Raw genomic sequence first — 13,265 nt, forward strand, 5'->3', positions numbered from 1 at the left:
ATCATCACACTTCCACCCGTGCTCTATGATCCGGCCCGAATTGCTGCCAATTGGCCGGGCCCGGCTCAAACCCCAGCGGACGCACGAGCGAGGGGACCTGGCGCGTGTCCAGCTCGAAACGTTCATGCCGCCGGTCTATAGTAGGAACTGCCGCGATAAGCTGTTTGGTATAGGAGTGCTTCGGCTCCGAGAGCACCGATCTGGCATCGCCGATCTCGACAATCTGGCCGGCATAGATGACCGCGATGCGATGGGCGATCCGCTCGACGACAGCCATGTCATGCGAGATGAACAGATAGGCCAGCCCGAATTCACGCTGCAGCTCGACCAAAAGCTCCAGCACCCTGGCCTGCACCGACACATCGAGCGCCGAAACCGCTTCGTCGAGGACGATAACCGAAGGATTGAGCATCAGCGCGCGAGCGATGCACAGGCGTTGCCGCTGGCCGCCGGAGAATTCGTGCGGATAGCGCTGCAGGCTGTTTTCCGGAAGGCCGACGCGTTTCAGCAGCGCGGCCATTTTCGCTCGCGTTTCAGCAGTTATCCGTCCGCCGGTAGCGATCACCGGCTCTGCGAGGAGATTTTCGACGGTGAGTCTGGGATTGAGCGAGCCATAGGGATTCTGGAACACCATCTGCACGGGAAGGGCGCTCTGCCCGGCGGCGGCCTTGCGCGCGCTGGCCGAGATTGTGCCGCGCGTCGAGCGCACCAGCCCCAGAATCGCGCGGGCGGTGGTGGACTTTCCGGAACCGCTCTCGCCGACGACCGCCAATGTCTCGCCCGGCATTAGCTCGAAATCCACACCGTCCACCGCGTGCACGGCACCGCTGGCGCGGCTGAAAAACCCACCCTTGACCGGAAATCGCACTACGAGGCCATCGACCTTCAGCGCCGGCTCGGCAGCTTTTTGCTTTTCGCGTTGCGCGTCCCTGCGTGTCGCGCTGCCGCCGGCGAAATGCGGAACCGCATGTAGCAGATGCCGCGTATAGGGATGCTGCGGATCGTCCAATATCTGGTTCAATGCGCCCTGCTCGACAGCTTCTCCGCCTTGCATCACCATCACCTTGTCGGCGATGCCTGCAACCAGACCGATGTCGTGGGTGATGAAGATCATCGACATCCCGGTTTCCTGTTTCAATTCGGCGAGCAGCGCCATGATCTGCGCCTGCACCGTAACATCCAGCGCCGTCGTTGGCTCGTCGGCAATGAGCAGGCGCGGGTTGCACGCAATCGCCATGGCGATCATCACCCGCTGCAGCATGCCGCCCGACAGCTGGTTGGGCGTGTATTTCAACCGCCTCGCTGCGTCCGGAATACGGACGCGGTCGAGCGCGTCCTTGGCCGCCGCCGTTGCTTGTCGTCCGGTCAGGCCGCGATGCAGGCGAAATGATTCCTCGATCTGCCAGCCAATGGTCAGCACCGGATTGAGCGAGCTCATCGGCTCCTGGAAGATCATGCCGATTTCGCCGCCGCGGATCTTCGTCAATTGCGGCTCGGCTGCGGCGGTCAGGTCGAAGGTGCTGCCGTCGGCCCGCCTCAGCTTGATCGACCCGCCGGTGATGCGGCCGCCGCCATAATCGACAAGGCGATTGATCGACAGCGCCGTAACCGATTTGCCCGAGCCGCTTTCGCCGACGATGGCCAGCGTTTCGCCGTCGGCGAGATCGAAGCTGACGCCGCGCACGACCTCATTGGCTTGCGGGTTGCGACCGAAGCCGACGCGCAATCCGCTGACGGACAGCAGCGGGATCATGCGATCGATCTCCGCATCTTCGGGTCGAGGACATCGCGCAACGCATCGCCGAGCAGGTTGAAACCGAGGATGCCGATCATGATCGCCACGCCCGGGAAGATCATCAGCCAGGGAGCTGTCTCCATCAGATTGCGGCTGTCGCTCAGCATCAGGCCGAGCGACGCGGCGGGCGGCTGCGTGCCGAGTCCGAGGAAGCTTAAGCCGGCTTCGGTCAGCAGTGCCCAGGCCAGCGCCAGCGTCACCTGAACCGTCAGTGGCGCCACCAGATTGAGCAGCAGATGCCGTGTTACGATATAGCCCGCACTGCTGCCGAACGTGCGGGCCGCGTCGACGAACTCGCGCGCCTTGAGCGACAGAGCCGGACCTCGCACGACGCGCGTGAAGATCGGTGTGTAGACGATGGCGATGGCAATGACGCTGGTCAAGGTTCCCGGTCCCGCAACCGCGACGATCAGCAGCGCCAGCAGGATCGCCGGGAACGCCAGCACAACGTCCATGATGCGCATCACTAGGCCGTCCCAGCGGCGCCCGAACCAGGCTGCCGCCAGCCCGAGCACGGTGCCGGCCAGTGTCGCGACGGCGACCGAAAAGAAGGCCACGATGAAGGACTGGCCGATCCCGGTCATCAGCCGGCTTGCGACATCGCGGCCGAATAGGTCCGTGCCCATCCAGTAGGTGCTATCAGGCACATGCAGCCGTTCGACCCGGTGCTGCGTCAGCGGATTGTGCGGCGTCAGCCCCAGCATGCCAAGCACGGCAAGCAGCAGATAAAGCGCAACGATCGCACCGCCGATGCGGCCGCTGGGATGCGCAAATATAGCCCGCAATGTCGCCATCAGTGCTCGCTTAGCCGGATACGCGGGTCGAGCGCGACATAGGCGAGGTCGACGAGGAGATTGACGATCATGAAGTTGAAGGCGATGAACAGCACGCTTCCCTGCACCAGCGCGTAGTCGCGCTGCAGGATGGCATCCAGCACCATGCGGCCGAGACCGGGCAGCGCATAGATCTGCTCGACGATGACAGCTCCGCCCAGGAGGTAGCCGAACTCTATGCCGCTCAGCGTCACGACCGGGATGAGCGCGTTGGGCAAGGCATGCCGCCAGATGACGCCGCGCGCCGAAACGCCCTTGCTGCGCGCCGTCCTGACATAGTCGTCGCTGAGCACATCGAGCATCGCCGAACGCGATATGCGGGTCACCGAAGCCGCGAAGGCAAATCCAAGCGTGACCGCAGGCAGCAACAGCTGGCCGAGATTGCGCAGCGGATCCTGCCACAGCGGCGAAAACTCGCCCATCGCCGGCAAAACGCCAAACCCCGCCGACAGCGTGTAGATGATCAGCAGGGCAAGGACGAAGTTCGGCGTCGACTGCCCGATCATTGCGACAACGCGCACGCCGAGGTCGGACAGCTTTTCGTTATGGGTGGCGGCAAAGATCCCCGCCGGCATGCCGACAAGCAGGGCGATGACCATCGACAGCAGGGCGAGTTCCAACGTTAGCGGGAAACGCTCGAGGATGACGTCGAGCACCGGCCTGCCATAGGTGGACGAAATGCCGAGATTACCTTGGAAAAGACCAAGCAGCCAGCGCCAGTATTGGACGAACCAGGGCTGGTCGATGCCGAAATAAGCTGCAAGCGCATCGCGCTGCTGCGGCGTCAGCAGGCCGGCTTCGGTCCCCAGCATTGCCGTGATCGAATCGCCCGGAACCATCCGGATCGCCAGGAACACCACGATGGACACGCCAAGCAGGACGAGAGGGAAGGTCGCCAGTCGCCGCATCAGATAGTTCACGCGAAGAATATCCTCTCGTCCGGCATCAAAGCAGCTACTGGATCGTCACCTTGGCGAGGCTGAACAGCGAGCCTGTCGGCACCGGTTCGAATCCTGCGATATTCTTCTGCTGTGCCGTGTAGCTGTAGGACGTGTAGAGCCAGATCCAGGGCGACATCTCAGTGATGTGCTTCTCGAAGTCGGCGAAGATCGCTTTGCGCGCTGCCGGGTCGGTCTCGGTGCGGCCCTTCTGCATAAGACTGTCCAGCGTGTCGTCGATATAGTTCGCCACCTTCTGCAGATTGCCCGTCTTGGTCCAGTAGCGGTTGTACATAGTGTAGGGATCGGCCCTGCCGCCGTTCAGCGCGACGGCCATGTCGAAATCGCCCTTCAGCCAGGCGTCGACATAGACGTTGAGCTCCATCATCTTGATGTCGAGCTTGACGCCGATTTCTGCGAGCTGCGACTGGATGACCTGGGCTTCCGCCGCTGCCGTCGGCGGCTCGCCGGTGGCGCCGATCACGGTCGCCGAAAAGCCGTCGGCATAGCCGGCTTCGGCCATCAACTGCTTGGCCTTCTCAATGTCGCGCTTATAGCAGAACAACTGCTTCGGATCGGTCGCCAGTGCCGGGATGGTCAGCGGGCCGGTGACCTTGCCTTCGCCGAGCGAGGCGGTGTCCAGCACTTCCTGCCGGTCGATGGCGCAGGAAATCGCCTGACGCACCTTGAGTTCGGTCATCGGCTTGCGGGAGGGATTGAGCTGCAGCACGTGATAGGCAAGCACCGGCACGCGGTTCAACTGCAGGCTGGCTTCCTTGGGCACCAGCGTGGCGACAAGCGGATCGTTGAGCAGGGCAAAATCGATCTGCTTGGTGCGCATCGCCGCCAGGATCGCCGTCTCGTCCGGCAGCACGCTGATATCGATGCCGTCGACGCCGGTCGCGCCGCCTGCCCAGTCCTTGTTGGCGACAAGCACTTCCTTGGAATTCGGATCCCATTTTTCGAGCTTGAACGGACCCGAGCCGATCGTTGTCGTGCCGATCGAGCCGGCCGCGATTTCGCTTGCCGGGACGATCGCCGCATTGACGTCGCTCATCGCCGTCAGGATCGGCACGTCCGGCTGCGAGAGGTGGAACACGACGGTGGCGGGATCGGGCGTGTCGATGCTGGCGATCGAGAGAAAGTTGGCGCGCGCCGCAGCACCCGTCTTCTCGTCAAGTATGCGCTCGAACGATGCCTTGACGTCGGCCGAGGTTACGGCGGCGCCGTTCTGGAATTTTGCTTTCAGATTGAGCTTGAAGCTCAGCTCCTTGCCGTCCGGCGAGAACTGCCATGAATCGGCAATCGCGGGCGTGATTTGCAGGTTTGCGTCGAGCCGCACCAGCGGTTCGTAGATCAGCTCCAGCAGCCGCAGTGAGGAGAATGCCGTCTGCTTGTGCGGATCAAGACCGGTGGCGTCCTGCGACCACGCCATATGCAGCGTCGCCGCACTCGCCTGCACCGGTAGCGCGGCGATGCCAACCATTGCCGCGAGCGTCATGCCGGAAAGCAGTTTCTTGCCAATGTGCCGTACCATTGTCGTCTCCCATTATTGTTAAACCAGATGCCTTGCAGTTCCCCGGACCGCTTCAAAGGGACACACGCCCCGGAACATCGGCCCAGTATCCATGCGGTCTTACACCGTCTTTTCGCCTATCGCCTTGCGCAGGAAACCTCCCGCGTTGGCAAGCGCCTTACGTGCTTCTTCGACACCCATGCCGGTGATCGTCACCAGGATTGCCAGTTTTACATCATTGCCGGTCTGGTCGAGTGCCTGTCGTGCCTGCTGTGCCGCGCAGCCGGTCGTCTGCATCACGATCCTGACCGCCCTTGCGACAAGCTTCTTGTTGCTTGGATTGAGGTCAACCATCAGGTTCTGATAGCTCTTGCCGATGCGGATCATGCTGGCGGTAGACAGCATATTGAGCACCAGCTTTTGCGCGGTTCCCGATTTCAGCCGGGTCGAGCCGGTGAGGACCTCCGGGCCAACCACCGGAGAGATGCCAATATCGGCAATGCCCGCAATGGTCGATCGAGGATTGCAGGACAACGCCACGGTGGTGGCTCCCACTTCCTTGGCATAGGTCAGGCCACCGATGACATAAGGTGTGCGTCCGCTGACAGCGATGCCGACCACCACGTCGCCAGCGGTCAGCTTGATGTCCTGCAGCGCCTTTATTCCCTGTTTCGGATCGTCCTCGGCGCCTTCCGCAGAGTGCATCAGCGCGTCGACGCCGCCGGCGATCAGGCCCACCACCATGTCCTCGGGTACGCCGAAGGTCGGCGGACATTCCGAGGCGTCGAGGACGCCGAGCCGGCCGCTGGTGCCAGCCCCCATATAGACAAGGCGTGCACCGTTCTGGAACGCGCTCACGATCCGGTCCACGGCCGCAGCAATATCGGGGATGACCTTCTCGACGGCTGCCGCAACGCCTTTGTCCTCGTCATTGATCTTGCGCAGCACCTCGAGGGTCGGCAACAGATCGATGTCCATGGTCTTCGGGTTCCGGTCCTCGGAAACCAGCCGCTCCAGCTCCGACATCAACCCTTGTTCGACCACTTCGCTTACTTTCAAGTGCGACTGCGAGCAGGACTGTGATGCCCGCGGCAAGCGGCGTCCAGTGCTTGCACCTGGCCGTCGGCTCCGTACCGGCTGCGCCGGTTCTGTTTCGTTAACTTTTTAGAATTCGATATTCCCTCTGTCAACGGAAAGTAGGAATATTATATTCCTTGCCGAGCAAGGCATCACTGGCGGCAGAGGGATTTTCTGGCCAGGATTATGGCTCCCGAAACCGCATCGCCGTCGGCCGGCTTCAGCCGTCGGCGGACGTCGGGAGCGAGCCATGGCTCAAGCGGGCTGGACAACCCTCCGAGCAACGTAACCCGCGGCGCGCCTTTTTCGAACAGCACCCGCACGAAGGTGTCGATCTGCTCGGCAGCGCCTTGCACGATCCGCCGACCGGCCGGATCGCCCTGGTCGGCATGGCGGATCACCATCGGCGCCATGGCGGCATAGTCCGTCGCGCTGGCGCGGTCCATCCAGGCCACCGCCTCGAACGGATCGTCCTTGAAGCGCTGCATCACCTCGGCCAGCAGCGCCGTCCGCTCATGCCGGCCGTCATGGGCTCGCAAGGCAAGCTGCACTGCCTTCAGTCCAAGATCGGCGCCGCTGCCCTCGTCGGAAATCGGAAAACCGTAGCCGCCGACGCGCAGGTCGCGCCCTTCGACAAAGCCGAGCCCGATCGAACCGGTCCCGGCTATGACGATGGCGCCGTCTTGACCCGAATGCGCGCCAAGGCAAGCCGCGACGCCGTCGCTGAGGAAGTCGATGCTCGCAAAGGGTTGTTCGATGCCATGAAACGCCTCGAGCGCACCCTTACGGCCGATGCCGGCAACACCGATACCCGCGCGGATCCTGGCGATTTCCGCCGCCGCGAACCCTGCCTCTTCGATCGCCGCGCCAAAGGCTTTGGCAATCGAGGCCCAGGCCACCTCTATACCGAGTCGCGTTGTCGCCGGGCCCGACAGGCCTTGCCCGAGCACGCTTCCTGCCTCGTCTTCGATACGCGCCCGGCAGCCGGTTCCGCCGCCATCGACGCCCAGGAAATAATGCGGAGACGCCCCACCGGCACTCATTGCCTTATTCGTTCGATCTGGGCGCCGCACAGCCGGAGCTTGCGGTCCAACTGCTCGTACCCGCGGTCGAGATGATAGACGCGATTGATCGTCGTCTCGCCCTCCGACACCAGCGCTGCCAGCACCAGCGAGACGGAGGCGCGCAGGTCGGTCGCCATCACTTGCGCGCCCTTCAGCTTCTCGCCTCCGCGCACCAGCGCCATGGTGCCTTGCAGCTTGATATTGGCGCCGAGCCGCATCAGTTCAGGCACATGCATGAAGCGGTTCTCGAAGATCGTCTCGCGCAACAGCGAAGCGCCCTCGGCACAGCACATCAACGCCATGAACTGCGCCTGGAGATCGGTCGGAAAGCCCGGATAGGGCTCCGTCGTCACGTCGACCGCCTTGAGCGGCCCGTCTCTCGATACGATCAGCCCGCGGTCGCCCGGCCATATTTTCACACCGGCTGCTTCGAGCAGCTGGACGACGGATGCCATGTGCTCGAGCCGCGCGTGGGTGAGCTCGAGCTGACCGCCGGTGATGGCCGCTGCGACGGCATAGGTGCCGGCCTCTATCCGGTCCGGGATGATGTCGTGCGTGGCGGCGCGCCAATCTGTGCTGCCCCCGATCAGGATGCGGTGCGTGCCGGCGCCCTCGATCCGCGCGCCCATGTCGTTCAGGCAGGCGGCAAGATCGGCCACCTCCGGCTCGCGGGCCGCGTTGAGGATCTCGGTCTCGCCGTTTGCCGTCGTCGCCGCCATCATCGCCGTTTCGGTCGCGCCGACCGACGGCGAGCTCAAAACGATGCGCGCGCCTTTCAGTCCGCCCGGCGCAGACGCGACGATCAGTCCGTTTTCGATCGCGATATCGGCGCCAAGTGCGGCAAGTGCGGCGACATGCATGTCGACCGGCCGTGCGCCGATCGCGCAGCCGCCAGGCAGCGAGACCCGGGCATGGCCGAAGCGGGCAAGCAGTGGACCGAGAACCAGCACCGTCGCGCGCATGCGCCTGACGGTATCGTAGCTTGTCTCCCTGGAAGCGGCAGCACTGGTATCGATTGTGGCGGCATGGGCCGATCTGGTGACTTCGGCCCCATGAAGGCCGACGACGCCAAGCATGTTGTCGACATCCGTCACCTCAGGCAGGTTGGTCAGCTGCAGCGGATGGGGGCTGAGCAACGCCGCTGCTATTTGCGGCAAGGCCGCGTTCTTGGCGCCGGAGATCGTCACCGCGCCCTCAAGCCTGTGCCCGCCGACGATCCGCAATTTGTCCATGGCTCTGACCTAATCCCGAGCTGTCGGCGTGTCTACGATCTTTCATGTCCGAATCGTCGACATGCCCGAAGGCTGGGCCGCAACCGCACCAGTCGAGATTTGATGGTTCATTCTTCGCTGTCAATCAGAGACGGAATAATTTATTCCTTGGCTTGGCATTGTCGATGACAGGCAATGGAGGAACGCATGTCCGTCCTGAAGAAGATCGAGGCCAAGCTCGAAGTCATGGCGCCCGGCGACCGCGAGATCGGTCGGTATATCGTCGATAATCCCGACGAGATGCTCCGCCTGTCGACGGCGGCGCTTGCCGCCGAGATCGGCCGCAGCCAGTCGAGCGTCGTCAAGTTCAGCCAGAAGCTCGGCTATTCCAGCTATCAGGAGCTTAAGCTCGCCGTCAGCGAGGCCAAGTCGCAGGAATGGCACGTGCCGGCCGGCATGATCCACGGTTCGATCGAGGTCGGCGACAGCTATCTGGTCATCTTGCGCAAGCTGATCGGCAGCAAGCTTTTGTCGATGCAACAGACCGTCGCGGCCAACACCGAGCAGGAAATCGGCAAGGCCCTCGAAGCGTTGAACGATGCGCGCCGTATTCATTTGGCCGGCGTCGGCGCATCCTCGCTGGTGGCGCGCGACTTCTCCTACAAGCTGATGAAGCTCGGCCGCAACGTGCTGCACGACAGCGACAGCCACGTGCAGATGGCCAATGTCTCGACGCTTGGACGAGGTGACGTGCTGTTCGCGCTCTCCTATTCCGGGGCGAGCATCGAAACCCTGCGGATAGCCGAACTTGCCCGCAAACGTGGCACGACCGTGATCGCCGTCACTGGACTTCGCGACAATCCGCTGAGCCGGGTTGCCGACATTCGCCTGCACACGATCGCCAACGAAGAGCGCGCGCGCTCTTCGTCGATAACCGCACGCGACGCACAACTGACGCTGACCGACCTGCTGTTCATCCTGCTCGTGCAGAAGCAACCTGACGCCAACGAATACGTCCACAACAGCGAATTGGCCGTCTCGGTGCTGAAGGCTTAGCGCTCTTCGCCGTCTCGCGTTAAGGCCTCAGTTCCTCCCTGGCGCTGCACGCCGACAAGAGCAACTTTCGTCCTCCTTGGTGAAATAGCTTTCTTCAATGTGCTCACCCGCTTTCTTCGTCCGGTTGGCAGAGAGTCGCGGGAGCGCTGATTGGTCAAATGCCGCCGGTCGAAACAAATGTTGACAATGTCATCTGTTGTTGCGAAAGCGTTCAGCCTCGAATTTGACGGCCGGGTGAGACAATGGACGACCTTGGAGCACAGGAACAAGCGGTTCTCAACCTCATTGCGGCGAACCCATTCGCCGGCCAGCAGGACATAGCAACGGTGCTCGGCATCGCCCGCTCGACGGTCGCGGCCCACATCGTGCAACTCGTCAACAAGGGATACATTCTCGGCCGTGGTTACGTCTTGCCGACGTCCAAGCGCATGGTCTGCGTCGGCGGCGCGGTGCTCGACCGCAAATACCACGCCAAGAAGGATCTGATTTTCGAGACGTCGAACCCGGTCGACGGCTATCGCAGCTTCGGCGGGGTTGCCCGCAACGTCGCCGAAAACCTTGCCCGCCTCGGCGTCGACATAAGCTTCGTCTCGATCGTCGGCGACGATGAAACCGGCCGCTCACTGGTGCGGCATCTGCGCGACCTCGGCGCCGATGTCAGCCAGGTCATCACCACCACGGAACGGCCGACGGCGGAATACGCGGCCATCCTCGACCGCAACAACGACCTCGTGCTCGGCATTGCCGACATGGAGATCTTCGATCTGTTTTCGTCGTCCTATCTCGACCGCTTCTGGCCGCATCTGGCTTCGGCGACATGGGTGTTCATCGACTGCAATCTGCCGGCCGCGACCCTCGCAGCACTGATGTCGCGCAAGCAGGGTGCGCGCTTCAAGCTCGCAGTCGACACGGTATCGGCGCCGAAATCAGCGCGCCTGCCGAAGGACCTGACCGGCATCGATCTTCTGTTCACCAATCATGACGAGGCCAATACGATGCTCGGCATGACGGATGCCGACAGGCGGCTGACGCCGGAGGAAGCAGCGGCAGCGCTGCGCGCGGCCGGCGCCGGCGAGGTGGTCGTGACCGTGGGCGCGCATGGATTTGCGGTTGCGACCGAGAGCGGTGTGACGACCATGCACTCCGTCCCGGCGCAGCCCGTCGATATCACCGGCGCCGGTGACGCGATGATCGCCGGCACACTGTACAAGGTGCTTTCGGGTGAGCCGGTCGCTCATGCCGTGCGCACCGGCGCGCTGCTTGCCACACTGACCACCGAGAGCGAATCCAGCGTCCATCCCGATCTGTCGCCGCGCTTCCTTGCCGCCGGCATGTACCGCATTCCTGCCTGAAAGCGAGATGATATGAAACCTTTCCTTGTCCGCCTGAACGATGAAGTCGCTGCTGCGCTTGATGAAGGCCGCGCGGTGGTGGCATTGGAATCGACGATTATCACCCACGGCATGCCATATCCGGCCAATCTGGAAACTGCCCGTGGTGTCGAGACCGTAGTGCGTGAAAACAGCGCCGTGCCCGCCACGATCGCAGTGGTCGCCGGCAAGATCAAGGTTGGCCTCGACGACCGTGAACTGGAAGAGCTGGCAGCGGCAAAGGGCGTGGTCAAGGCTTCCGGGCGCGATCTCGCCGCCATCATGGTGCGCGGCGGCTCGGCCGGAACCACCGTCTCGGCGACGATGCGGATCGCCGCTTTAGCCGGGATCGGCATTTTTGCGACCGGCGGCGTGGGCGGCGTGCATCGCGGCGCCGAAGCCACTTTCGATATCTCCGCCGACCTGACCGAACTCGGCCAAACCGGCACGACCGTCGTCTGCGCCGGAGTTAAGTCGATCCTCGATATTGCGAAGACGCTGGAATACCTGGAGACCCAGCGTGTGCCGGTGATCGCATACCGGAGCGACGATTTTCCGGCCTTCTACACCCGCTCTAGCGGGCTCAAGGCCGATCATCGCCTCGACACGCCCGACGAGATCGCGCGAGCCATGCTGCTGCATGACGAGATGGAATCCGGCACCGGCATTCTCGTCGCCAACCCTATCCCCGAAGCGGACGCGCTCGATCCGGCGTTCATCGACGGCACGATCGCAGCGGCCGTGGCTGAGGCCGAGAAGCGCGGCATCGGGCGCAAGGAACTAACGCCATTTCTGCTCGCACGCATCAATGAGCTTTCGCAAGGCCGCAGCCTGAAGGCCAACATCGCGCTGGTCCGCAACAACGCCGCGCTTGCTGCCCGCATTGCGGTTGCGCATGCGGAATTGAAGAGCGCGACCAGATAGAGACAGTATCCGGCCAGCGCTACCGGCCTTCGATTTCAGCCCGGCGCGAGGTCGAAGATGCGCCCGGCATTGAGGATGTTGTTCGGGTCGAAGGCTACTTTCAGGCGGCGCATGGCCGCGATCTCGGCGTCGCTGCGCACAAGGTGCAGCCATTCCTTCTTGTCGAGGCCGATGCCATGTTCGGCCGAAACGCCACCGCCGGCGGTGGCAACACCGCGGTACACGATGCCGTATGCGGCCGCCGGATCCGCGGTGCGGACCTGATAATGCAGATTGCCATCGCCGAGATGGCCGAAGACGTAGATGTCGGCGCCAGGGTCGACGGCCCTGATGGCGGCTTCTGTTTCGCCCAGGAAAGTCGCCATTCTCGCCAGTGGGATGCTGATATCGACGCCGATCAGGCCTGCCATCGAAAACAGGAAACGGTTGGCCTCTTCTCGCACCGCCCAGAGCGCCCGGAATTCGCGCGGCGATTGCGAGACGACCACGTCGTCGATCACGCCATCTTCAACCGCCTGCATCAGCACCGCGGCAAAACGTTCGCCGTCGCGGTCGGGCTCGCTGCCCTGTATCTCGGCAAGCACATAGACGGGCGAGCCGGCGGGCAGCGGCGCCTGCGCCTCCATGCCGGCGATCATGGCGCCATAGAGCGGTGCGAAATTCACCTCATAGGCCGACAGCAAGGGCCCGAGCTTCCGCCTGAGCAGCGCAAGCAACGTGATCGCCGCGTCGAGCGAAGCAAGCGCGCAGAAGGCGTTGATCTCGGTGGCCGGCTTCGGATGCAGCCGCAGGCATGCGCGTGTGACCACGCCGAGCGTGCCTTCGCTGCCGATGAACAATTGGCTGAGATCGTAGCCGGAGTTGTCCTTCGCCAAACCCTTGAGCGAGGTCAGAATACTGCCGTCGGCAAGCACCGCTTCCAGCCCAAGCACCTGCGCCCGGTACATGCCGTAGCGCAGCACACGGATGCCGCCGGCATTGGTGGCGACATTGCCACCGACGGTGGCCGTGCCGCGCGCTCCGATGTCGACGCCGAACAGCAAGCCGGCCGCATCGGCGGCTTCCTGCACCGCTTGCAGCGGCGCGCCGGCCTCGGCGATGATGGTCGCCGCCTCGCGGTCGAGAGCTTCAACGGAAGTCATGCGCTCCAGCGACAGCACAGCTTCGCCGGGTTGGATGCGAGCGCCGCCGGCAAGCCCGGTCCGGCCGCCCTGGACCACGAGCCTCTGCCCCGCCTCATTGCACAGGCGCAGTATGTCCGACACCTCGCCGGCAGTGCGCGGTCGCAGCACGACCTCCGGCCGCGCACCGGTCTTGCCGTCGGGGTCTTCCCTGTAACGCGGCCCGGCCTCATCTGCCGAGACGATCGCCGACCGATCGAGCCGACCCTCAAGTCGCGACAGAAGCTCGGCGGTTCGCGAGGAGAGGGCGCTCACGGATGCTATTGGCGCGCAGATATCGATGCAACGCACGCGAAGACC

11 protein-coding genes are annotated in these 13,265 nt (G+C 63.4%); 3 read left to right on the forward strand and 8 right to left on the reverse strand.

Annotated features, from left to right (window positions below; all coding sequences use genetic code 11):
* Window positions 1–4: 4 nt before the first annotated feature.
* The 7 genes from NKJ73_RS10695 to murA form a co-directional block, all read right to left on the reverse strand.
* Window positions 5–1,753 (reverse strand): ABC transporter ATP-binding protein, encoded by a 1,749-nt coding sequence (locus NKJ73_RS10695; RefSeq protein WP_352569320.1) that lies wholly within the window; start codon window positions 1,751–1,753, stop codon window positions 5–7.
* Window positions 1,750–2,589 carry an ABC transporter permease gene (locus NKJ73_RS10700; protein WP_352569321.1) on the reverse strand — a complete coding sequence of 280 codons (840 nt, stop codon included), beginning with the start codon at window positions 2,587–2,589 and terminating at the stop codon, window positions 1,750–1,752. Before NKJ73_RS10700 ends, NKJ73_RS10695 begins: the two co-directional genes overlap by 4 nt.
* On the reverse strand, window positions 2,589–3,548 hold the full coding sequence (locus NKJ73_RS10705; RefSeq protein ID WP_352569322.1) for an ABC transporter permease: 960 nt from the start codon (window positions 3,546–3,548) through the stop codon (window positions 2,589–2,591). Before NKJ73_RS10705 ends, NKJ73_RS10700 begins: the two co-directional genes overlap by 1 nt.
* A gap of 34 nt (window positions 3,549–3,582) precedes the next feature.
* A complete protein-coding gene (locus NKJ73_RS10710) occupies window positions 3,583–5,103 on the reverse strand; it encodes an ABC transporter substrate-binding protein (RefSeq protein WP_352569323.1) in 1,521 nt (506 codons plus the stop codon).
* Window positions 5,104–5,202: 99 nt separating this feature from the next.
* The gene (murQ, locus tag NKJ73_RS10715; protein ID WP_352569444.1) at window positions 5,203–6,126 is read right to left on the reverse strand and encodes an N-acetylmuramic acid 6-phosphate etherase; all 924 of its coding nucleotides are present in this window, start codon (window positions 6,124–6,126) and stop codon (window positions 5,203–5,205) included.
* 185 nt (window positions 6,127–6,311) lie between these two features.
* The gene (locus NKJ73_RS10720; protein ID WP_352569325.1) at window positions 6,312–7,202 is read right to left on the reverse strand and encodes a glucosamine kinase nucleotide-binding domain-containing protein; all 891 of its coding nucleotides are present in this window, start codon (window positions 7,200–7,202) and stop codon (window positions 6,312–6,314) included.
* Window positions 7,199–8,455 carry a UDP-N-acetylglucosamine 1-carboxyvinyltransferase gene (murA, locus tag NKJ73_RS10725; RefSeq protein ID WP_352569326.1) on the reverse strand — a complete coding sequence of 419 codons (1,257 nt, stop codon included), beginning with the start codon at window positions 8,453–8,455 and terminating at the stop codon, window positions 7,199–7,201. Before murA ends, NKJ73_RS10720 begins: the two co-directional genes overlap by 4 nt.
* A 186-nt stretch (window positions 8,456–8,641) precedes the next feature.
* Between murA and NKJ73_RS10730 the strand changes: the two genes are divergently transcribed.
* The 3 genes from NKJ73_RS10730 to NKJ73_RS10740 all read left to right on the forward strand — a co-directional run bounded on the left by NKJ73_RS10730 (window position 8,642) and on the right by NKJ73_RS10740 (window position 11,784).
* A complete protein-coding gene (locus tag NKJ73_RS10730) occupies window positions 8,642–9,490 on the forward strand; it encodes a MurR/RpiR family transcriptional regulator (RefSeq protein ID WP_352569327.1) in 849 nt (282 codons plus the stop codon).
* 242 nt (window positions 9,491–9,732) lie between these two features.
* The gene (locus NKJ73_RS10735; protein ID WP_352569328.1) at window positions 9,733–10,842 is read left to right on the forward strand and encodes a carbohydrate kinase; all 1,110 of its coding nucleotides are present in this window, start codon (window positions 9,733–9,735) and stop codon (window positions 10,840–10,842) included.
* 12 nt (window positions 10,843–10,854) lie between these two features.
* Complete coding sequence (locus tag NKJ73_RS10740) at window positions 10,855–11,784, forward strand: pseudouridine-5'-phosphate glycosidase (RefSeq protein WP_352569329.1); 930 nt, start codon at window positions 10,855–10,857, stop codon at window positions 11,782–11,784.
* 35 nt (window positions 11,785–11,819) lie between these two features.
* On the opposite strand, the gene NKJ73_RS10745 is transcribed toward NKJ73_RS10740, so the two are convergent.
* On the reverse strand, window positions 11,820–13,220 hold the full coding sequence (locus NKJ73_RS10745) for an FAD-binding oxidoreductase (RefSeq protein WP_352569330.1): 1,401 nt from the start codon (window positions 13,218–13,220) through the stop codon (window positions 11,820–11,822).
* Window positions 13,221–13,265: the final 45 nt, after the last annotated feature.

The organism is Mesorhizobium sp. M0074, assembly GCF_040322975.1.
GTDB lineage: Bacteria > Pseudomonadota > Alphaproteobacteria > Rhizobiales > Rhizobiaceae > Mesorhizobium.